General features: G+C 56.9%; 17 protein-coding genes. 11 read left to right on the top strand and 6 right to left on the bottom strand.

Annotated features, from left to right (window positions below):
• Positions 1-67: 67 nt before the first annotated feature.
• The 4 genes from AABO57_19380 to AABO57_19365 form a co-directional block, all read right to left on the bottom strand.
• Positions 68-3,211, bottom strand: a complete 3,144-nt coding sequence (locus AABO57_19380) for a type I restriction endonuclease subunit R (GenBank protein MEK6287887.1) — start codon at positions 3,209-3,211, stop codon at positions 68-70.
• Positions 3,208-4,560, bottom strand: a complete 1,353-nt coding sequence (locus AABO57_19375) for an AAA family ATPase (protein ID MEK6287886.1) — start codon at positions 4,558-4,560, stop codon at positions 3,208-3,210. Before AABO57_19375 ends, AABO57_19380 begins: the two co-directional genes overlap by 4 nt.
• A 236-nt stretch (positions 4,561-4,796) precedes the next feature.
• Complete coding sequence (locus tag AABO57_19370) at positions 4,797-6,086, bottom strand: restriction endonuclease subunit S (protein ID MEK6287885.1); 1,290 nt, start codon at positions 6,084-6,086, stop codon at positions 4,797-4,799.
• Positions 6,076-7,641 carry a class I SAM-dependent DNA methyltransferase gene (locus tag AABO57_19365; GenBank protein MEK6287884.1) on the bottom strand — a complete coding sequence of 522 codons (1,566 nt, stop codon included), beginning with the start codon at positions 7,639-7,641 and terminating at the stop codon, positions 6,076-6,078. Before AABO57_19365 ends, AABO57_19370 begins: the two co-directional genes overlap by 11 nt.
• Positions 7,642-8,041: 400 nt before the next feature.
• Between AABO57_19365 and AABO57_19360 the strand changes: the two genes are divergently transcribed.
• Together AABO57_19360 and AABO57_19355 are read left to right on the top strand one after the other, a co-directional pair.
• Entirely contained in the window at positions 8,042-8,503 is a 462-nt protein-coding gene (locus tag AABO57_19360; GenBank protein MEK6287883.1) for a PIN domain-containing protein, read from the top strand.
• Positions 8,500-8,706 (top strand): hypothetical protein, encoded by a 207-nt coding sequence (locus AABO57_19355; GenBank protein ID MEK6287882.1) that lies wholly within the window; start codon positions 8,500-8,502, stop codon positions 8,704-8,706. The genes AABO57_19360 and AABO57_19355 overlap by 4 nt, the downstream gene beginning before the upstream one ends.
• A gap of 173 nt (positions 8,707-8,879) precedes the next feature.
• On the opposite strand, the gene AABO57_19350 is transcribed toward AABO57_19355, so the two are convergent.
• Together AABO57_19350 and AABO57_19345 are read right to left on the bottom strand one after the other, a co-directional pair.
• Positions 8,880-9,395, bottom strand: coding sequence for a Uma2 family endonuclease (locus AABO57_19350; GenBank protein MEK6287881.1), 516 nt, complete (start codon positions 9,393-9,395; stop codon positions 8,880-8,882).
• A gap of 195 nt (positions 9,396-9,590) precedes the next feature.
• Complete coding sequence (locus AABO57_19345) at positions 9,591-11,954, bottom strand: PBP1A family penicillin-binding protein (protein MEK6287880.1); 2,364 nt, start codon at positions 11,952-11,954, stop codon at positions 9,591-9,593.
• Positions 11,955-12,810: 856 nt separating this feature from the next.
• Here AABO57_19345 and AABO57_19340 point away from each other — a divergent pair.
• The 9 genes from AABO57_19340 to AABO57_19300 form a co-directional block, all read left to right on the top strand.
• Positions 12,811-13,842: a hypothetical protein gene (locus tag AABO57_19340; GenBank protein ID MEK6287879.1), complete on the top strand. Its 1,032-nt coding sequence runs from the start codon at positions 12,811-12,813 to the stop codon at positions 13,840-13,842.
• 144 nt (positions 13,843-13,986) lie between these two features.
• On the top strand, positions 13,987-14,433 hold the full coding sequence (locus AABO57_19335) for an AraC family transcriptional regulator (protein ID MEK6287878.1): 447 nt from the start codon (positions 13,987-13,989) through the stop codon (positions 14,431-14,433).
• A gap of 452 nt (positions 14,434-14,885) precedes the next feature.
• Positions 14,886-15,245: a response regulator gene (locus AABO57_19330; protein MEK6287877.1), complete on the top strand. Its 360-nt coding sequence runs from the start codon at positions 14,886-14,888 to the stop codon at positions 15,243-15,245.
• Positions 15,246-15,696: 451 nt separating this feature from the next.
• Positions 15,697-15,969: a hypothetical protein gene (locus tag AABO57_19325; protein MEK6287876.1), complete on the top strand. Its 273-nt coding sequence runs from the start codon at positions 15,697-15,699 to the stop codon at positions 15,967-15,969.
• A 216-nt stretch (positions 15,970-16,185) separates the two neighbouring features.
• Positions 16,186-16,629 (top strand): hypothetical protein, encoded by a 444-nt coding sequence (locus tag AABO57_19320; protein MEK6287875.1) that lies wholly within the window; start codon positions 16,186-16,188, stop codon positions 16,627-16,629.
• 254 nt (positions 16,630-16,883) lie between these two features.
• Positions 16,884-18,011 carry a hypothetical protein gene (locus tag AABO57_19315; protein ID MEK6287874.1) on the top strand — a complete coding sequence of 376 codons (1,128 nt, stop codon included), beginning with the start codon at positions 16,884-16,886 and terminating at the stop codon, positions 18,009-18,011.
• 64 nt (positions 18,012-18,075) lie between these two features.
• Positions 18,076-18,291, top strand: a complete 216-nt coding sequence (locus tag AABO57_19310) for a hypothetical protein (GenBank protein MEK6287873.1) — start codon at positions 18,076-18,078, stop codon at positions 18,289-18,291.
• A gap of 80 nt (positions 18,292-18,371) precedes the next feature.
• Positions 18,372-19,268 (top strand): hypothetical protein, encoded by an 897-nt coding sequence (locus tag AABO57_19305; protein MEK6287872.1) that lies wholly within the window; start codon positions 18,372-18,374, stop codon positions 19,266-19,268.
• Between the two features lie 14 nt (positions 19,269-19,282).
• A partial coding sequence (locus AABO57_19300) for a hypothetical protein (GenBank protein MEK6287871.1) occupies positions 19,283-22,680 on the top strand: 3,398 nt, incomplete at its 3' end.

Raw genomic sequence — 22,680 nt, 5'->3', positions numbered from 1 at the left:
CGTTTGTTTGCCACGAAACCTAAAGACCGGTTCTATATGCTGAAATCAGCCCGACTCAGGCCTTCATCTACGCGACTGCCCACAACTCTGAGAGCACTTCCGCTTGTTCGAGCACCGTCTGAGTAGCCTTCTCCTGTTTGTCGGGCGGGTAGCCATATTTGCGCAAGATACGCTTCACGATGACCCGCAGTTGGGCTCGCACGTTCTCACGCACGGTCCAGTCGATGGTGACGTTTCTCTTCACCGTTTCAACCAGCTCGCGAGCGATCTTGACCAGCGTCGGCTCGCCAAGCACCTTGACCGCGCTGTCGTTGACCTCCAGCGCGTCGTAGAAGGCAAGCTCGTCTTCGCTCAAGTTCAGCGCCTCGCCGCGGGCGTTAGCCTCGCGCATCTGCTTCGCGAGCGCAATCATCTCCTCGATCACCAGCGCCGCCTCGATCGCCCGGTTCTGGTACTTCCGCACAGACTGCTCCAGCAACTCCGCGAAAGAACGCGCCTGCACGATGTTGCGTCGCGAACGCGTCTTGATCTCGCCCGAGAGAAGCTTGCGCAATAATTCAATCGCGAGGTTCCGCTGTGGCATGTTACGCACCTCGGCGAGGAACTCGTCGGAGAGGATCGAGATGTCCGGCTTCTTCAGCCCCGCCGCAGCGAAGATGTCCACCACTTCGTCGGATACCATCGCCTTCGAGATGATCTGCCGGATCGCGTGATCTAGCTCCTCGTCAGTCTTGTGCTCGCCGGGCGTGCTCTTTGCCAGCACTGCCCGCACTGCTTGGAAGAAGCCCACGTCATCGCGGATGCGCATCGCTTCTTCGTGCGGCACGGCCAGCGCAAAGCCCTGCGAGAGGTCCGTTACCGCGCGCAGCAACCGCGCCTTTCCATCCTCCAACGCGAGAACGTGTTCTTGCGCTGCGGGCAATAGCGACAGCCGGTCCTGCGGCTTGCCCGTGATCCACAACGACCAGTCGAACCCGTGGAAGAGACCGCGGCAGATCTCATACTTCTCAAGCATCACAGCAACGGCCTCGGCCTGATCAAGGGCCGTCTTGCCGGTGCCTCCGCTCTCCGTGTAAGTCGCAAGCGCCTTCTTGAGCTCGTCGGCGAGTCCGAGGTAATCCACGACCAGCCCGCCCGGTTTGTCTTTGAAGACGCGGTTCACGCGCGCGATAGCCTGCATCAGACCGTGCCCGCGCATCGGCTTGTCCACGTACATCGTGTGCAAGCTCGGCGCGTCGAAGCCGGTGAGCCACATGTCGCGAACGATGACAATCTTGAACCCGTCATTCGGGTCTCGAAATCGCTGCGCCAACCCCTCGCGGCGCGGCTTGTTGCGGATGTGCGGCTGCCAGTCGAGAGGATCGGACGCCGAGCCCGTCATCACCACCTTGAGCGCGCCGTGGTCGTCATCGTCGGCATGCCATTCCGGGCGTAGCGCCGCGATCTCACGATACAGCTCGACGCAGATGCGCCGGCTCATGCACACCACCATCGCCTTGCCGTCCATGACCGCGAGGCGGTTCTCAAAGTGCTCCACCAGGTCGCGCGCGATTAACTTGATCCGGTTATCCGACCCGACCACGGCCTCGAGTTGAGCCCAGCGGCTCTTGAGCTTTTCCTTTCGCTCGACCTCTTCTCCTTCGGTCGCTTCCTCGAATTCGGGATCGATCTTCGGGCGTTCGGATTCCTTCAGCTCCAGCTTGGCTAGACGGCTCTCGTAGTAGATGGGAACCGTGGCCCCGTCGATGACCGCCCGCTGGATGTCGTAGACGCTGATGTAGTCGCCAAACACCGCGCGCGTGTTGGCGTCGGTCTTCTCGATGGGCGTGCCGGTGAAACCGATGAACGAGGCGTTGGGGAGCGCGTCTCGCATGTGCCGAGCGAAGCCGTCAATGAAGTCGTACTGGCTGCGGTGTGCCTCATCGGCGATGACGACGATGTTCCGACGCTCCGAAAGAACCGGATGGCGATCAGCTTTCTCGTCGGGGAAGAATTTCTGGATCGTCGTGAACACAACGCCGCCGGATGCGACCTTCAGCTTCTCCCGAAGGTCCGCACGATCCGCCGCCTGGACCGGCGGCTGGCGCAAGAGATCCTTGCAACGGGCGAAGGTGCCGAAGAGTTGATCGTCGAGGTCGTTGCGGTCGGTGAGCACAACGATGGCCGGGTTCTCCATCTTCGGGTGAAGGATCACGCGGCCCGCGTAGAAGGCCATCGTCAAACTCTTGCCCGAGCCCTGCGTGTGCCACACTACGCCAACGCGCTGATCGCCGGGATCGCCGCCGGGTTGACCGCCGGCCTCAAATCGTCCCGCCGGGTCCACCACTTGACTGGCTGCGGTTCGAGTTGCGCGTAGCGTCTCCTCGACCGCAACATTCACCGCGTGGAATTGGTGGTAGCCCGCCATTTTCTTGTTGAGCTTCCCGTCCCCCTCGTCCTCGAACACGATGAAGTGGCGCACGAGATCGAGGAACCGGCTCTTCTCGAACACGCCTTCCAACACGACCTGCAACTCGGCCATCTTGGCTGCGGCATCCTCGCGTCCGGTGATCGTGCGCCACGGTTTGAACCATTCCTTTCCCGCGCCGAGCGAGCCAATGCGCGCCTGCACACCGTCAGAAACTACAAGCGCGGCGTTAGTAGCGAAGAGTGCGGGGATCTGTGCTTGGTAGGTCTGGAGTTGGTGGTATGCGCTCCAGACGGTGGCGTTCTCATCTGCCGGGTTCTTGAGTTCGATTACCGCGAGCGGCAAGCCGTTCACGAAAAGCACGACATCGGGACGGCGCGTGTGCTGCCCTTCGGCGACGGTGAACTGGTTGACCGCGAGCCAGTCGTTGTTGTCGGGCTCATCGAAGTCGAGCACGCGCGCCTGCGCGCCCGCGATGGAACCGTCCGCCCGGCGATACTCCACGGTCACGCCATCCACGAGCATGCGATGCACTGCGCGATTGCGTTCCACGAGCGACGGCGCATCGGTGCGCGTCAGTTTGCGGAATGCGTCTTCGATGGCCTCTGGGGGCAGGTCGGGATTGAGGCGGACGAGAGCCTGGCGCAACCGGCCTTCAAGCACGACGTCACGGTAGTTGGGATCGTTGCGTTCGGCGCCCACCATGCCCGCGGCGATCTCGGGACCGTGGAGCACGGCGTAGCCCAGTCCCTCAAGCCAGGCGAGCGCGGCTTCTTCGACGGTGGATTCATTCAGGTTGCTCATAGCAAACGATCGATAATGGTTGCTTTGAGTTCTTGGTATGACGGCATTGTTGGCGTCATCAATGGAGCGAGCGTATCGCGCATAAATGCGTCAGTGTTGTTTCCGCATCGCTGAAGTCCTAGAAGCTTCTTGAGACCTGTATAGATTTCGCCGGCGGCCGATTTCAAATCGTCAGGAGGGTTCCCTCGGGCGGCGCTGTTTGATAGCGCCTCCCGTTTGATCGCGTGGGCATCTTCCAATTCTGGGAGCTTTCCCTCACGAGCAACGAGAGCCTCAATCACGTCGTCTGCGAAGAGAAATGACTCTAAGTTACGCTGTGACAGTGTGATCATAAACTCGCGTTCTCGCTCGGCTACTTCCTGATCCGATTTGTCATCACGGTCCGCGAGCGACCAAATCTTTGCAGCTGGCAGGATTCGGCTTAACATTGCGCGCACGGAGACCCCAGCGGGCAGGACCTGATTTGAGGACCCTCCAGAGATGAAAAGAACATCCGGACAATGAGTCCCTAGGATGCGGTTATATATCTCGGCGTCGAAATCCTTGCGGCGATTACCGATCGAGGAGCCCTCGCAAACTACGATAGTCGCCGGCGCGATACGTGTTGATAGGTCATCGAGCGTGATAGACAATAGTTTTTCCCAACTCACCCTGCCTAGATTACTTGGAACCAACTCGCGCGGTACATCGGGATCCACGCCATCAAAATCAATCACACATACGGATGCAGGATCGGACGCCGCCATTTCTTGAGCTCTCCGGAGCACGCCAAGGGAATGCGTAGTAACCCATAGTTGAGAGACCTCGGGCAGGATGTCGATCAGTTCCTTTAGGAGTACACCCTGAAGTCGCGTGTGAAGGTGAGTTTCAACCTCGTCTATGCAATAAACGGCATCGGGGAAGAACTTCTTCTTGACATGTAGGTCGAGCAAAAGATCGAAAGCCGCCTTTTCACCACCGGAGAGATTCTTGTAGTGATACGATTTCGCAGTCCCCTTCTCAAAAAAGAAAGCTCCCGAATCCAGAGGGTCTGAAATGCTGTTCAACATCAGGTCTCCGAAGACACGTTGCATGGACGCGCGGACCTCGCCAATAAGCTCTTCGCGCAGAGCTTGAACGGTTTTTGCGTCGTTGGCGGGGTCGTATAAACTGGACATTGTGTCGTACACGAGGCGTTGATAGTTTTGCGAAACAGTCTGATCATTGTCGATGACACGGGCAATACGAACGCTTTCAGAAGGTACGTCAGGGCGATTGAACGCCGAAATATTGAAGTCGGGATCATTGCGATAAGCAGAACGAACATACAGCGACCCTTTCTTCGGCTGCGCATTTCCATACAACTTCAAGGTGACGCACTCGTTCCATTGATACGGTTGGAGCATGTCTTTGCGATAGTAGGGCTCGTCGGAGTTGCCTCCGAATCCCGCAACTGCACGATACCACTGAAGAAATGCATCGAACAGCGATGATTTTCCACAGCCATTCGGTCCAACTACGACAACAAGCTTCGCGGTCTCAGGTATGTCACGGATTACGAGGTCGGTGAAGCGTTTGAAGTTTCGCAGCTTTACGGATTCTATCTTCATGGATTGCGACCCCTAGGTTTGATTCGCAACTCGCCGGAGATGAGCTTGGGCAATAGCGTGTCGCGAAGGGCGGCGAGGGTGCGGGATTCACGGTCGCTCGCCGCGATCCTTGCGAGTAGCGGACCTGCTGTCTTCGCGAAGCTCGTGAGGACGAAATCCGGCGGCTGTATGCTCACAGTAGCTGCAACGACTTCTGGCCGAACGGCTGGGTAAGCGGCCCCGTCTGCAAGGTGAGCCAGCTCTTCAATGTTCTCCGCTGTCGTCGCAGCGATATACACGTACTCGCGATACTCGTGTCGCTGCGGTCGCAATACCGCGAAGCCAGTGCTACCCGTGAGCCTCTCCTCAGTGACAAAAGCGTACGAGCCGTTTCCAGGACGAACAGTGCCAACTACAGTGTCGCCCGATCTCAGCACACGCTGAGCACGACTCGGCGCGTCCTGTCGCGTGTGAGTCGTGACTGATTCGATTCGCCCCCACTTCGTGTTTGACAGATCGACGTAATTGATGGTGGCTGGACGAGTGACTTTCGACCAGCTCTCGGGATTCAGAGCAGCAACGTCGGCGAGCGTCCCTACCTCCCACCCGTTTGGAATTTCCCCCAGCTCCGAGTCCTCGAAGGAATCGGGGAAGAGGTCGGCGAGGGGCTTGGGGAGGCATGGGTCGCGGCCTTCCGCCTTGGCGCGAACCGGGTCGAAGTCCACGAACCACGACTTGAAGAGCGTCCGCGCCATCGCCTCCAACGTCTCGTTCATCCGTCTGTTCAGCTCGATCTTGTCGTCCAGCGTACCGAGGATGTGGGCGATGGCCTCGCGTTCTCGAAGAGGCGGTAAAACGATTGGTAGTTGTGCAACGTCGCCTAGGTTCAGCGTGGCCTGAACTGTCGTGTTGAGGCGTGAGTCGATGATTGCTCGGACTCCAGGCGCGCGGAGAGCCATCTGCACCCAGTAAGCACCGACGTCCTTGCGCACCGGGATCACTGCGACAGCACGCGCAGTGTTCCATCCTTTCAGAGACTCAGGAACCACCGCAGTTTCGCCAACGGTTCCGACGAGCGTAAGGAGCAACTCGCCACCCGAAAGGCGAGTGCGAGAATACGAGGCCTCGATAGCAGGCGCAACTCGCAATGGGTCGGACGTCGCGATGCGTCCATTTCGCACATCACCGACACGCACAATGGGTACACCACCAGACACCGGCGAACCTGGTTGGACGATGCCATAGGAGATCCCGCGACCCGGCTCAATCAGGCTCTCGAGCGCGACACTCTCCCAATCATTCGTCATACCCAAGCTCCTTCAGGTTGGCAGCGATCGCGGCGTCCAGCGTCGCGGCTGCTGCCATCTGCTCTCGCAGCGTTGCGGAGAGCCGCTGCATCTTCTCCTCAAACGGTTCGCCATCGTCCTCGGCGGCCTCGGTGCCAACGTAGCGTCCAGGGGTGAGCACGTGGCCGTGCTTGCGGATCTCCTCAAGCTTCGCTGACATGCAGAAGCCGGACACGTCGGCGAACTCACCTGCGTCCTTGTCGCCGCGCCAGGCGTGGTACGCGCCGGCGATCTTCAAAATGTCCTCATCGGTCAGCTCTCTGTGGACGCGATCCACCATCGAGCCCATCTTCCGCGCGTCGATGAAGAGCGTCTCGCCTCGACGGTCGCGGAAGCGCCCGTTCTTCTTGTTGCGCGCGAAGAACCACAGACACACTGGGATCTGCGTCGAATAGAAGAGCTGGCCCGGCAGCGCCACCATGCAGTCCACGAGGTCCGCTTCAATGATCGCCTTGCGGATCTCGCCCTCGCCCGACTGGTTGGAGGACATCGAGCCGTTGGCGAGCACAAAGCCCGCGAGCCCGGTGGGTGCGAGGTGGTGAATGAAATGTTGCACCCAAGCGAAGTTCGCATTGGCGGTGGGCGGCTTTCCGTAGACCCAGCGCTTGTCGTCCTTGAGCAACTCGCCGCGCCAGTCGCTGTCGTTGAAGGGCGGGTTGGCAAGAACGTAGTCGGCTTTCAGGTCGGGATTCCGGTCGTTGTGGAAGGTGTCGCCGTGACCGATTTGCGCGTCGATGCCGCGGATGGCGAGGTTCATCATCGCCAGACGCCAGGTAGTGTAGTTCGACTCCTGACCGTAGATGGAAATGTCGCCGAGCTTGCCGCCGTGCGCTTCGATGAACTTCTCGCTGCTCACGAACATGCCGCCCGAGCCGCAGCAGGGATCGTACACGCGGCCCTTGTAGGGAGCGAGCATTTCGACCAGCACGCGCACCACGCTCGACGGCGTGTAGAACTGACCGCCCTTCTTGCCCTCGGCGCTGGCGAATTGCGAGAGGAAGTATTCGTAGACGCGACCTAGCGTGTCCTTAGCTCGATCGGCGGCGCTCCCGAGCGCGATGTCGCTGACGAGGTTGATGAGTTGACCGAGCCGCTGCTTGTCGAGACCGGGCCGCGCGAAATCCTTGGGCAACACTGCCTTGAGCGACGGGTTATCGCGCTCGATCGCGCTCATCGCGTCATCCACTATCGTACCGATGGTCGGCTGCGGAGCGCTTGCTTTGAGGTGCGACCAGCGAGCCTCCTTCGGCACCCAAAAGATGCTGACTGCGCGGTACTCGTCGGGGTCTTCAGCGTCCGCGCCTTGTGCCTTCTGCGATTCGAGGTCGGCGTGCTTTGCTTCGAACGCGTCGGAGATGTACTTGAGGAAGATCAGCCCGAGAACGACGTGTTTGTACTCGGCCGCGTCCATGTTGTTGCGCAGCGCGTCGGCGGCTTGCCAGAGCTTCGCTTCGAATCCGAGGTTCGCGGCTGAATTGCTAGAAGAGCGCGAATTGTTATCTTTCACTCTCGGCAAGAATCACCACCTCTCAGAGAATGGTCACGGCAGGCAAATCTATGTTTCGGGTTAGGCCTTCAGTGGGTTAGTCTACACTTGATCCTTTGCCCTTTCCAACTGAGGTTCACCTCGTTTGACACTCTTCGAGCTGACTCATTACCATGAACGTCCAACTCTTATTCCTTGACCCACACGCTGCTGGGATCGATGGGAGTTATCTTGTCGGAGACAGTAAGAAGCTTTCGAGGCGGCAGCCGGCATCTAGTTTCAGTTGTCGCGTGATTCGGGGGAAAGGACAGAGACGCACGTTGACCAACCCCCGTCGCCGCGACATCGACAACTTGGTCTATGAGCTTTACGACCTTAGTCGAGATGAGATTGCAATTGTCGAAGAAGGGATTCAGAAAGCGAAATCAGCATGAGCGAACAGGTGGTCAAACTCTACTTGGATGTGTGCTGTCTGCAGCGGCCGTTTGATGACCAAACCCAAGCGCGCATCCGGCTTGAAGCCGAAGCGATAAAGCTGATTCTCGACCGCATCGAGGATGGCCAATTCGAATGGCTCACCAGCGAAGTCGTTGATTATGAAATTTCTCAAAACCCAGACGCTGAACGCGCTCTCAAAGCAAAACTATTGGCCGATCATGCCAGGAAAAAAGTAATCGTTGACACCAACGAAACTACCCGCGCCGGCGAGCTCGAACGACTCGGTTTCACCGGTTTTGATGCTTTGCATCTGGCGTGCGCCGAAAGTGGAGACGCCGATGTCTTTCTAACCACAGACGACAAACTAATGAAACGCGCCGCTCGGGTCTCAACAAAGCTCGATGTGAGGGTCGCCAATCCGCTACAATGGGCGCGGGAGAATCTGATAGTATGAACATACTGGAGCTCACTCAAGAACAGATTCGCGTAATCGGATTGGAAGCCGTAGCGCGGGAACTCGGCCCGACTGGCTTGATCCGTTTTCTACAGATCTACGAGCAAGGAGGCGGCGACTATACACGCCAGCGCGCAGACATCTTACCGCCGCAAAACGCCACCCAAATAGCCGAGAAGATACGCGAGAACCGTGACAAATAATGCCGCCCTTGCTCACGAGATCGATACCGTCTCCTATCCGAAGTGGGTCAAGAGACCGAAGGCGCCGATGGCGCCCGAGACCGAGCAGCGACTAAAAGAACTTGCTCGCCTGCTGAGCGACGAAGAGCGGCAGGTGACCCCTATGCAGGTCGCAGCGCAGATTCTCGAAGACGCTACGGCGAGTTACATTCCACACCGACCAGCAGTGAAGAGGCCGCGCTAGAACACAAGCTCAAATGTGGTGAAGCACCGATTGGGCGGTTATTTATTACGGTGGGCGAGCGCAGTTCAATTACGAAATCAGGACACAGCGGCAAAAATTTCTGCTTCTGTTCCGGCGTGAACCCGACAAGCCGCTCGCGCAGTACCCACGCCGCATCAGGTGAGCGGTCAGCTCCGTTCGGCAACTTGAATCCCGTCGAGGAATCGCACGCCACACCGGCGCCGTCCTTCTTCGTCCAGTTGTAGAGTTGCCCGGTGATCGAGGTGTTGCGATTACCAGTCTCAAATCCTGTCGGGGGCATAACGATGATGTCGCCCTGCGCGGTGCGCTCCAGGCGCAGGTCGCGGTTGAGCTGGCAAAGCGCGAAGAATTGATCATCTGTCATCTCAATAGCGGGAGCCAATCGTAGGACGGCAAAGACTTGAGCTGACGGCGAGACTGGTGTTTCGACAAGCGTTTGGCTCATACACTGTTACTCCTTTAACGTGGTAGTCATTCTACCACGCCTGCATCTGTTCCTTGATCGTCGCCATCGTATGAGTCTTCCTGCACCGGGTCAAGCAAGCGCTACAGTTTCGAGGAAATCTGGCTGGTTCGCGCAAAGCCGCAAAGATTCGCAAAGCAGTCTCTAGGTTCGGCGTTCTTAATACTAGGGTTGGTCTTAGGGCTTGCCGGTTGCTTTCTTGATCTGCTTCTTCATCTCGCGGCCGGCTTCGTCGATCCCTTTCTCTACATCGCGCAACAGCTTCTTTGCCTTGTCCTCGATATCCTGCCCCTCGGGCCAGTCGAAGCCCGGGATCGCAGGCAGCTCGGGATGCTCGCCGGTGTGCGCTTCGCACGACTCCTGCGGTTGGGTGCCTTCGATGAAGTACTCGGTGCGCCGTGCGAGGCATTGATCTGTTGCGAGCAGCCCCGTGGTGGGATCGATCTCAGCGCTGACTATACCGTCAGGGGGCGCCGGAAAACTCTCGCCGCCAAGCTCGGGCCTCAACGCAAGAGCCGATTTCATAAACGAAGCCCAAATGGGCAAAGCCGACTTCGCCCCCTCGAGTCCAAGCTCCGAGTTATCGTCGAAGCCTACCCATACCACGCAGACTATGTTTGGAGTGTAACCGGCAAACCAACCGTCGCGAGATGTGCCGGTCTTTCCGGCTGCAGCTTTTTCGGTGAAGCCCATCGCTCGCGCGCGCGCAGCGGTGCCCCGGTTTAACACGTCTTGCATGATGTTGGTCATCAGCCAACTGACCTCGGGTCTGAGAGCCTGCTGCGTTTGCGATTTCATTTCAGTCAGACCGACACCGTCCGAGTTAGTCACCCGCTTGATCGGGCGCGAGTCCGCAAGCTGCCCGCCGTTTGCGAACGCCGTGTAGGCCGAAGCTATCTGCAACGGCGTCGCTTCGGCGGTGCCAAGCGCCAGGGCAGGGAAGGGCTGAGGCCGTGGCAGCCCAAGCTTCTCAGCCATGCGCGCGATCTTTGAATAACCAACCTTCTCGGCGACGCGTACAGTAACGACGTTGAGCGAGTGCACCAGCCCCTCGCGGAGAGAGACCTCGCGGTTTGAGTATGTCTTGCCGAAGTTCTCGGGCGAGTAGGTCTGACCGCGGCCGTACAGAAACGTCTCCGGCGCGTCCATGAACATCGACCCCGCAGTGAACTTCTCTTCCGACATATCGTCGTAGGGGCTGTTGAGCGCTGTAGCGTAAACAATGGGCTTGAACACAGAGCCAGGCTGGCGATTCGCATCAACCGCGCGATTGAGCTGGCTCTGACCGTAATCCCGCCCGCCGACCATCGCCAGGATCTCGCCGGTCTTCGCGTTCAAAGCTACCAGCGCGGCTTGCAGCGTGCCGGGAGGTATAGGGTTTTTCTTACGCTTGGCAAAGATCGGATCGAGCGAGGCCAGCGTGTCATTCACCGCTTTGTCCGCGGCTCGCTGAAGATCCATATCGATGGTGGTGTAGACGCGATACGATTGCCGGGCGAGGTCGCGTGTTGGAAGTTCGCCCACCAACTGCTGCTGAAGGTAATCGACGAAGTATGGCGCGCCGCTGTTGAGCGCGCTGCGCTTGGCCTGAATCTTCAGATCGGTGGCTTTCGCTTGCTCGGCCTTGTCGCGCAAGAGCAAGCCGGCTTCGACCATCGAGTCCAAAACCTGATTGCGCCGCGCCTTTGCGCGCTCCGGATCGCGATAAGGCGAGTAGAGGCTGGGTCCCCGGATAATTCCGGCCAGGAACGCGGATTCAGGAAGGTTGAGATTGACCACGTCTTTATTGAAATAAGCTGCAGCCGCTTCGCCGACGCCGTTGATCGAATAGCTGCCCGACTGCCCCATATAAACTTCGTTCGCGTAGAGTTGAAAGATTCCCTCCTTGTCCAGCTTGGTTTCGAGCACAACCGCGATCATCATTTCCTGCGTCTTGCGCTTCCAGGTGCGCTCGGGCGTAAGGAAGAAGTTCTTGACCAACTGCTGAGTGATCGACGAGCCGCCCTCTTGAAGCTGCCCTTCGCTAGCGTCCCGCCAAACCGCGCGCATGATGCCTCGAAAGTTGATCCCCGAGTGTTCGAAGAACTGGCGATCTTCTATCGCGACCACCGCGTTGACGTAGTCCTTTGGCAGGTCCTTGAACGAGACGAGTTTTTGTTTCTGCCGCTGCTTCTCGTTCGAGATCGCGGTGACCAGTTCGGGCTCCAGAAGCGAGCTATCGAGATTGCGCTTTGTGTCGATGTCGGTGAGTTTGGTGACGCCCTTGCCGCTGGCGCCAAACAAAACGCTGAGGTTGGGAAACTGGCGTGAGCCGTTGATGATTGCGCCGGCGCTTGTGCGAACGTCGATGACGTTGCCTTTGACTAGATACCGGCCGCGGTTGGAATCGGCTTCCTTGGTCGACTCAACGTAGCCGATGCCGTCCAGGTAACTCTTCAATGAAGCGAGCGTCATCCCTTGCGAAACGCGGATCGTGCGCGGCGCAGCATAGATTCCGGTCGTCCGGACGAGCACGTCGCCGCGAAAACGCGCGTCGATCATCCTCGCATACTTGGAGTAGAAAAACGCGAAGCCGGAAAAGAGGATGAGGGCGAGGATGCCAAGGATAGCGAGCCGCAACGGTGTAAAGATGCGGCGAATCAGGCTGGGTCGCGGCTGTTGTCTCTGGATGACCCGAGTCTTAGGTTTTTGTGTGACAGTTACCAAGGCTCTACGAACTTGCGTTCCTTTCAACTACGTTGGGCGGTTAGATTCCTGCGTGCGCGATTTGGTTGTTGGCTATCGAATCAAAGCGCTGGCCGCCGTGAGAGCCAGGAAGACCATAGCACTGAAGCGAGGAAGTGGCAAAGCGTGTAAGGGCGGAGCGGAGAGTGGGGGTGAAATGTCTGCCGCCATCCAGATCGCCAGTAGAAGCTTCGTTCGAGCAAAAAAAGAATCCTGTAGCTGATTTCACTTTTTGAGTGAAAACGGGAAGCAATTGTTATAGAATGCGAGCCGCCACAAAGACGCAAATTCCCCTAGCCGCCGTGCTTTGATGTGGCGACAACGCAAAGCTCATTAAACGTGGACTGAAAACTCGCTGGAAGTTTAGGCTCGCAATCTAGTCCACAGGAAGAAAGCAAGCGCGAGCATCAACGCGCTTGAGCCGAAGTCAAACCGAGAATTCCGGTCTGCACTTGGCGAGGTGGTGCCTTGATTCAAAGATCGACCATTCCGATCAGACACCGGTGTGACACTCTGGCCGCGAACTTCGCCAGGGTCGCAGATGCAGCCAGGAGCGCCGCATTCGCACCAATTGCCGGCACTTGTGTGGCCAGCCAACGCAACTGTAGAAAAAGCAGTTGTGGTGGTCAGCTTCTCGTTGTGAGAAGGGGAAAAGAAAAGCGGAAGAGCTAAGATGCAGGCAGCCGCAATAACAAGTCGTTTTCTCACGGGTTGTTCCTCCAGTAGCGGATTCACTGACTCAGAAATCGTGGTCAGCCATGGTGGATTGATTCAGCATATTGTTTCGAGCCGTTTGGCTCAGACCGTCCATACACAAGAGGCATTTCTCAACCTCACCAATGCATTGATTCATTTTGCAGAGCAAGCCTATAGCCGGCGTGATCCAGATGCGCTTAAAGAGATAAGCGGCGTACTGATGAACCTGCCGATAGATGCAGCGCGGCAAGTGGGTCTTTACTATCACGCTCTCGCCATAAATCGAAGAGGCCAACGAGACGAGGCCGAGACCTTGCTCGAAATGGTTGTCGACAATGCGCCGATTGCTTACCGGGCGCGGGCAATTCAGACTCTGGGAACAAATCTCCACGACAAAGGTCAGCTTGATGAAGCATTGAGGTTTCAGCTTGAAGCGCTGCGAGCGGCATCGGACAGAAATGCACACGGTTTGCAGACTACGCTGCTCGCGCGTCTGGAAATCGCCACTATCAAGAGCCTCAATGAAGATCATAAAGGTGCCTTAGCCCTCCTCGAAAGCATCTGGCCGCTTGTGCAGATCGTAGGTCGACAGAACCCGCTTTACTTCTACTTCTATCAAAACGAACTAGCGGTTGACTTCGGAGAATTGGGCCGTATCGCTGAAGCAGAAGATGCTTGCAAAATCGCTCTCGCATATCCGTTCGCTTCTGCATATCCAGAATGGGCTCAAACTCGCCAAGAGCTTGAGGCGAAGCGCACGGCTGCTACTCCATCAATCGTCGCCGTCAATCAATCTCTTGAGGCTGAATCTTCACCACAAGTTCGACCGCAGCGCCAAACCAAGACGTCGACGGCACTCGCCCTCAATTGGCTCGCGAGCGATAAAACTTCTTTTCAAAGATCGATAATTCCGATTCCAGCAATAGCAATAACTGCTCTCACCGCAATAAGCATCCTTGACCGGGTGCTGTTCTGCATCGGGCCTCGCGCGCCACCCGCCCGCTTCTGAAAACAATCACCAAATATCTAATCGATCAATAATTGCGCGGAGCGGGTCGCCACTTGGGGTGACGACCCACCTTGCCCCTTTTACGCACGTTGGTGTGTCGGGATTTGTCTGCCTTAGCACACCTTCGCGCGCCGGAGAGCGTGTATGAGTATAAAAGAAGTGAGCAAAAGAGCAAGTGGTGAATCGCTAAAAGGAAAGAACCCTCCCCAGCTTGTTGTCCCCGAAAGCGCGATCCGCAATCGAAGAGTCCAGATTGTGATCGACTTCATGAATACCAATCTTCATCGAAGTATTCCTTTAACCGAATTGGCCGGCGTAGCAAATCTTTCCCGGTCTCACCTTTCCTATCTTTTCAAGTGCCAAACCAAACTCCCGCCTGGGGAATATCTAATAAGACTCAAAATGGAAACAGCCCGTCAGCTTCTAGTAACCAGTCTACTGAGCATTAAGCAGATCATGGCGCAGGTAGGCTACGACCATAGGAGCAACTTTGTGCGCCACTTCAGAAGATACTTTGATCTCGCACCCTCCGAGTACAGAGAGCGCGCCCCCAACAGTCATCTCGCGCAAACGAATCGTAAGATCGTGTAGCAAATAGGAATATTTACTACGCTTTTCTTGTTGTACTAGACAAGGTGTCATGGGATACTTTCGATCTCTTAGTGATTTTGTTCGAGCCCTTACAATCTCTCGAAAAAGGCAGTTGAGTCCTATTTACCGCAGCCCTTCATCAATGAGCCGCGGGCGGTGGGGGATTTGTCCCGCTTGCGGTGGCGTTGGCTTCGCCGTCGGGCTGATTTAATACCGAGCTTCGAGAATCGCCTTTGCTGTCTGTTGTTAGGCAGGTTGTCAACTGGTCGACAGGATGGCTGAAACTGAAATTGGTGCGCACGCTCAGGGCTGCGAGCGCGCGCACCAGAGATTACCGTTTCTCCTTTAGCGGCTAGAGAGGGTACGCCTCGCGGCGAGGACTAACACCCAGGAAATCCGAACCGCGTGGCGTTCCCTCTCTTTTTTTCCCCGCATAATAGTCCCTTCGCCCTATGAAATCAATGTTGATAATAGACGGGTCAGTCACGCTTGCAAGATTGTTCGCGGAGATCTTCGAGCAACGCGGCTGGACTATCGCCACCTGCGGTGATCGAGACTGCGCGATGGGGCGACTGGCTGGAAGCGAGCCATATGACGCGGTTCTGCTCAGCTACAACGTGCCCGGAACAGACGGAGTAAAGCTCGTCAGATTTATCAGGTCGCTCGAGCACCGAATGATGACTGCTGTAGTGATGGTAACTGGCAACGGCGAGGTGACCGATCAGGCAAAAGCAGCGGGTGCCGACGAAGTTTTGCTCAAGCCTGTTAACCCAAATGCTTTAGTTTGGGCTGTCGACAAGCAGGTCCCGTAAGCCAGACCAGAGGTGCTCGCAATGGTGTGGGTGAGAGCCGGATATGAGGTAACAGTATTGATAGGCAGACGCGGAGCTCACAGGGAGATTATGAACACACCGCTAAAGCCCAGCCAACTGGAATCGGGTGATGTCCAGGGGAATTGAGCGACGACGCCTGCAGCGCCTCCAGCGTAAGGCCGCAGGGGTTTGCGTTGGGTGCGGAAAAGCTCCGCCAGTCGCGGAGCGTACTCAATGCGTCAAATGCCTCGCGAACCTCAGGAGGAGGGCTAAAGAGCGTACAGCAAAACGCAGATCGCTCGGCCAATGCGTTGTGTGCGGCCTGCCAAGCGCCGCAGGCATCGTACACTGTCGAATATGCAGGCCACTGAACGAGAGGGTTCTGGCGAGACGGCATGCTGCCCAGGAAAGCCGACGGACCGCCCAGGAAAGAAAGAAGGAGGCGAGAGAGTTGGTTCGCGCGCATCTGCACTTGCTTACTACGCGCCAGCAGGAGGTAATGGCGTTGCGGCTGGGACTCAAGGGCGGCGCGGTGCGCTCAGGACCAGACGTTGCGGCAATCCTGGGCGTTTCCAAACAGGCAGTGTGGGTGGTGGAGGCGGCGGCGTGGAGACGCATCAAGTATGCCCAAGCGCGCCAGACGGACGTGGCCGTTGACACTGTTCGTAGTAGGTTCGGCCTTCGTGCCGCTACACGTGCGGCAGGCTCGATCAATGCCTGTTAAGGGAGATGTCTCACAAAGGACTATCGAGCTATGGATCGAAAGCGGGTTAGTGCGGGCAGTCCTCGGCGGGCAGCAGTGTGAGTTGTCAACAATCTGAAGAAACACCCACTGACGAGTGGGCGGCCACTCTGAATGATGACCCACCTTGCCCAACCGCACATCGGCGTGCATTAGGATTTGTCTGCCCTAAACGCGCCTCTGTGCCGGAGAACGGCCATGAGTATGAAAGAACCAAGCAAAAGAGCAATAAGCGAATCGTTAGAAGAGAAATACTCTGAGCCCTACGTTGTCCCTGAAACCACAATCCGGGACCTGATTCTCAACCTGCGAATCGGTGAGGCTCACGACGCCGCGCTGTGCTTGTTGGTCATTGGGGAAGCGGTCAAGGCTATCGTCAAAGACAAAACAAAGAGTCGCGAACTGAATCTGCGCCTCATCAAGCAAATAGCCGACGAAGAAAAATGCAGGCCGATTGACAGCATCATCGAGGCGATCATCGCCGCGATCGGGCAGGGCGCTGAAGGCATATACGCGACCAGTCTGACGATCACTCGGTTTCTTGAGTTCGCCTTCGAATACCAGCCTGATCCTAGCGAAGCTGAACGGTTGTACAAGAATGAGTTCGGGAAGATCAAGCGGGCCGCTCAACGCAGCAGGTGATCAAACAAAATGCGAGATGGGTTTGCGACAGCCGTTAAGCAACTCGTCTCGGGAAAAAAGTTGCATTATTGGAATCGCGATTCGCGTCCATGAGTAATAGCGAACAAATGAGGTTGGGGCATCTTCACGAATCAGAGTGATTCTTAGTTCTCGCTAGAGCTGGCTGCCAGCGCCCCTGTTTTGGTCAACCGACGACGAGCTATCAATGGCTTAAGGTTGTTTAAGCGAGAACGCATTCGTGTGAAGGAGATAAGATGTCAGGAAAGAAAACCAGCCAGCAAAAGCGGTCAGGTTTACTGACGCGCGTCAGGCCCCAAGTCATCATTCCCGTTGCCTTCGTGCTGAGCTTGATTGCAGCCTTGACTATGCTGGCTAACTCTGGCGCATTCGATTCTTCGCTCAGGCAAAAGGGGAAGAAAGGTGGGACGGTATCAATACAAAGCCTCAATGCAAACAACCCGTCAAAGGAATACGTCTATGCCGGTGGCAGACTCGTGGCCACGGAGGAGTCAGGGTGCGGCGACGGTTATTACGGTCTGAAGTTTTGGAATGGATCTAGCCCGAGCCTTGGCCATCTAACCGGGCATGTCGACGGGAGCGCTTGGTCTGGCAATGTCGGCGTTGATCCGGCTGGCTGGCTCTCATACGGTCCCTACGATACTACTTTTGGGCAAGGACATCATAGGGCTTGGTTCCTGCTGTCGATCGACAATGTCACGGCCGACAGTAATATCGTTGCATCTCTGGACGCAGTGACCGGCTTTGGCACGATTCTTCTCGGTCATCGGGACGTACGGCGCACCGACTTTGTCTGGCCCAACCAATCGCAGTGGTTTTCCGTTGAGTTTGACGACCCATGTTTCGGATACCTGGAAGCCAGAATCTACTGGCAAGGAAATAGTAATATAAAGTTCAGCCGACTGTATGTTGAGAAAGCACCCGCAAGCGGCTGCGGCGCGGGCTACTCAAGCGTGAAGCTGTGGAACGCGACAAGCCCAAGCCTGGGCCACCTGATGGGCCGCCAGGAAGGGGACGCCTGGTCCGCCAACCCCGTCGCGGATTCTGCCGGCTGGATGTCATATGGTCCTTACGATGGCAGTTTTGGACAAGGACACCACACTGGCTGGTTTCTTCTGTCAATTGATAACAACGCCGGCGCTGATTTTGTCGTGACTCTCGATGTCGTGACGGCGTTCGGCACCACCGTTCTCGCGCAACGGCAGGTGCGGCGTAATGAGTTCACTGCACCCAACCAATGGCAGTGGTTCTCCGTTGATTTTGATAATCCGTGTTTCGGGTATCTCGAGACGAGGATCTTTTGGAACGGAACGTCCTACTTGAAGTTTCTCAAGGTCTATGTGCAGAGAACCCCCTCTATCTAGTCGATTAGCCGCGCGGAGAAACGAGAATTCTCAACGCGAAACGAAATTGATGCAAGTGGCCAGGATGAGACTCAGGTCGGTCAAGATCCCTCCGATTAGGGTTGCAATTCGAGTAGGAGACTTGCTGGTCACAGGCGACAAGGAAGGAGTCGCGATGCGCTCACAGCCGCTCGATCTTGGCGGGACTGCAATTCACCGCCCCGGCACTCTGATCGGCAAGGCCCTCGAGCTTTTGGATAAAGGCGGCGGCGAGATTCTGGTTCTGCTCAGCCTACAGTAGTTTTGATCGAGGGAACGCCTGAATAGCGAGGCATAGAGGCATATCTGAAGCGGTCTGGGATTCAATCTAGGGAGGAAGCAATGAGAGACGTGCGATTGAAGAAGATCACAGCAAGAAGCTTGGCACTGACGAAGATCGCCGGTTCGCCCACTCGTTGGCTGGCGTTGATTGTTGCCGTATTGATCGGCAGCGTGCTGCTCGTTGCTGCCGTGCGCGCCTACAACCGCGTTATGCCGAACGGCGTCAATGTGACGAAGCCGTCAGCGCTATCGTTGCTCGTTCAGGGGGTTGGAAAGCCGAGCGGAAAGCTACAGAGCGGCCTCTCGTTCCAACCCGAAGCCGACAAGCTGCGCCGCCGGCTCGGACAGCGATTCACAAAGCCCGGACGCGAACGCGCAACCCTCGTGGGTACCTTGACCATCGGCGTTCAGCAGCTTCCAGTGCGCATCGTTCGCACGCAGAATGACGACGGAGAGCAAGTGGAGATCGCACTCGGCGGCGGACCTGCTTCGCTCACCTGGAACCGGTTAGACGGAGCGAAGTCGGCAGGCGGAGGTGCTACCGGAATCGAGCGGGTGCTGATCGAGAGGCTTGCGCTCGATAGCCCTGATCAATTCGTTCTGGCGCAGGTCAGAGGGGCGGCCTATTACACCGTTGCGCGTCAAGTCAGGCCTGTGGAGGCTGGCAGTTTGGACGACTACGACGGACCTGTTTGGGACGTGGTGCGCATAGGCGAGCGGCAGGATGGCGCGCCAACCAGACCGCAGAGCCTGTGGCGGCTCTACTACATTAACAGTTCAACAGGCTTCATCGACAAGGTTGTGTCGCGCGAAGGAGCGGACACTATCTTAGCTGAAGTCTCCGACTGGGTAGAACGTGGAGGTGAAAGTGTGCCAACTCGCATCAGGTGGATTCGCGCCGGGCAGGTTGTAATGGAGCTTAGCCTCACCAACGTCGCGCATGGCTCAGGGCAATGAGAGGAGAGATGAAGATGACTCGTCACATCCGTCACTTAGTGTCAGGCCACTTGCTGAGAGCGGCTGCACGTATCGCAATCATCATGAGCCTTTTTGTAGGTCTGGGCACCACGGTGCTGTCACAGACTGGGGCGAGACCTGATCGTGGCATAAGACCCGTTGGCTCATATTCAGTGTCAGACATTGAGAACATCAGCCTGACAAACGGAAACGTGAATCTTTCCATCCCGCTTGCGGCGCTCCCTCCGGTTGCCGGAGGCAAGCTCTCGTGGGTAGTGCGGGCTGTCTACAACAGCAAGTCGTGGAATGTGACACAGCAAGAATTCCCTGAGAATCCACCGGTTCCTGGCTATGCGACAAACTTTATTCAACTGAGCGATGTTGCTGGATGGTCGGTAGGAGGTGCGTACCGTATTGACGTGCAGACTCCCGAGCAAGACTACAATGGAGTCATACCGGATTATCCTGATCCTGAGTTTACTCTGCTTAGCCAGTACCGATGGAAGATGATCCTGACGACGCCGGATGGCGCCAAACACGAATTGAGGCCGACCGATTATTTAAGCTATACCGGAAACCGCGACTGGGCCAGGGGGTATTACAAGGACACACCGAGAGCCGATAGCGTCGATGCCACATTGAGATACTACTCGTTGGACGGGAGCTACCTGTGGGCGAAGATTCAGCCCTTTCCTATTGGCGGCAGTCCTACGAAGTGGGACGTCTTTATGCCTGATGGCACACGCATTAAACATCGCAACGGCGTTCAACAGATTATTGACACCAATGGCAACAGCATAAGCATATACACCAGTGAAGACAATGTTACTCACTATGTGGATAACCTAACCGGCCGGGAGATCAAATTCGGTTACAACCCATCAACGAACACGACACAGGTGCAGTATCAGACCGTCGGCGGCGGGTGGGTGGGCATTGATGTCAACTTCGGCACTACGCATGTTCAGGGGATGACCTATGAGCGCGGGGATCCCTGCTTGACCGAGGGCTTAGTTGACACGGAGATCGTCGTAGTCCGCTCGATAGTGCTGCCTCAGACCGAGCCGGGGGTTACACGGCAGTTTATCTTCAGCTATAACTCAGACACAACGGACACCGTTAGTATGAGCCGTAGGCTGGACTGCCAACCAAACTACCAGCCGATCACGTCGGCCTCACACGGATGGGGCTCGCTGAGCCAGATGGTCATGCCGCTGGGCGCGACCGTGAACTACTCATACGATCTCGACGCAGTCCATGAACCGTTTTTTGATCCCGCGCGAGTAGCTAGAGAAACGATTACTCAGAAGACAATGAATCATGACCAGATTACCGATCCGTGGAGTTACTCAATCGGCTTAGTGAGCGGCTCGGTCACTGCACCCGACGGGTCGGTTACCACCGAGACATTCTATACGCATGATCCTGGTCTAATTGGGACTTTCGGAGGTCCAACGGGTCAGGCTGGATTGGTCTACAGAACGAACCGTTCTGGTAAGGTGATTGTGGAACGGCACTGGAGTCTGAAGCAGTTCAGCGGGGGGAACGGCGCCTTCCCTGGCGGGCAGACAGGTTTCAATCCGGTAGTAGATGCAGAATACACGACGTTGCTCGATAACAGTAGTCCTCCACAGCCGTTGAAGATGTCAGCCAAGACCTTCCAGTATGACTACAACGGCAGCCTGACCAGCGAGAGCGACTATGACTGGTTCAGTCCATCATTGGTGAGCAGAGATGCGCAGGGAGTGCCGACGGGTGTGCCGGTGAGCGCGACGCTACTTCGCACGGTCACAACCAGCTACTATAATCCCGCAACGACATTATCATCAGGCAACGTCTATGCTAAACGCGATCTGACGACCGTGACGCCCTTCATTCTCAACGCGCCCAAGTTAACTACCGTCGGGCCCAGTCAGAGCGAGTTTCACTACGACGGGATCGACAACACGCCGCCGAGCAAAGGGAACCTGACGAAGGAGAGGCACTGGGAGGGTACGAAGTGGATTCAGACCACTCACGCATACGACGCGGTAACCGGTAACCTGACTTCGACCACGGATCCCAAGTTAAACGTCACACAATTCTTCTACGACGCAACCCAGGCGCTGCCCAGCAGCGTTGTAGTAGACCCGAACAATCAGGCCACCGGCGATGAACTGACCACGAGCACCACCTACGACTTCGCTACTGGACTCCCAACCAGCGTCACGGACCCGAATGGCAGGATCACCTCGAGCGTGTATACAAATCAGCTATTGGAAAGCGTCGATCCGTTCAACAGGCCGGGCGTTGTGACTGACGCTCAGGGCCGCGGGACCGTTAGTCGGTACTTCGACAACGCGCGGCAGGGCGAGGTGTGGTCAGACTTGAACAATCCCTTCGACGCGCTGCTCAAAAGCCGGACGTCGTCTGACCAGCTTGGGCGAGTGGTGAAGACCGAATCGAGCGAGGACGGCGCGAGCTACACGATCTTTGCCGACAGTGTGTATCAGCAGATGGGGCGCATCACGATCGCTACTAATCCAATGCGGGCTCAGGCGGCGAGCACGGACGGATGGAGTCGTACTACCAGAGATGAAATCGGAAGGGTCGTGACGGTTGAGACGTTCAGCGGGAGGTACCCGGCCGGAACCTCGACCGGTGTTATGAGTACGAGCTACAACGCGAACGAAACGACCGTGACTGACCAGGCGGGCAAGGTACGGCGGAGCATAGTGGATGGCGCGGGGCGGCTGGTACGGGTGGACGAGCCCGACAGCACTGGTAATCTCGGGACGGTGACTGCTCCTGTTCAACCGACTAATTACACATATGACTCACGCGGGAATCTGACTCAGGTAGTGCAGGGGAGCCAATCCCGAAGCTTTGTCTACGACGGGCTGTCGAGATTGAAGCAAGCGACGAATCCTGAGAGTGGGACGATCAACTACACATACGACGACAACGGGAACCTGCAGACGAAGACCGATGCACGAAGCGTGGTAACGACCTTTGCGTATGACGGATTGAACCGCGTGACAACTCGAACATACTCGGGACCGGCGCCGGGTGGGACGACACCAGGAGTGACCTACGTGTACGACACGCTGGGAGCGGGTCAAAACGGCAAAGGCAGGCTCACGTCGGTCAGCTCTTCAGTGTCCAGCTACAGCTACGGGAGCTACGATGTGATGGGGCGGGTGTTGACCGGGACGCAGACGACTGATGGACAGAATTACTCGATGAGTTATCAGTACAACCTGGCTGGAGGGATGACTTCCGAGACATACCCTTCGAACAAGGTAGTGGTGACCGAATACGACTCAGCAGGCCGGATAGCCGGTGTGAAAAAAGACGCCACGATTTATTATGCGGGCGGTACATCGAGCACTTCGAACGCGATGAGCTACACGGCTCACGGCGCGCCGGCGAC

The sequence above is a fragment of the Acidobacteriota bacterium genome, from assembly GCA_038040445.1.
GTDB classification, from domain to species: Bacteria; Acidobacteriota; Blastocatellia; order UBA7656; family UBA7656; genus Onstottus_A; species Onstottus_A frigus.
The sequence above is the reverse complement of the archived record's forward strand: the minus strand, read 5'-3'. Positions and strand labels throughout refer to the sequence as shown.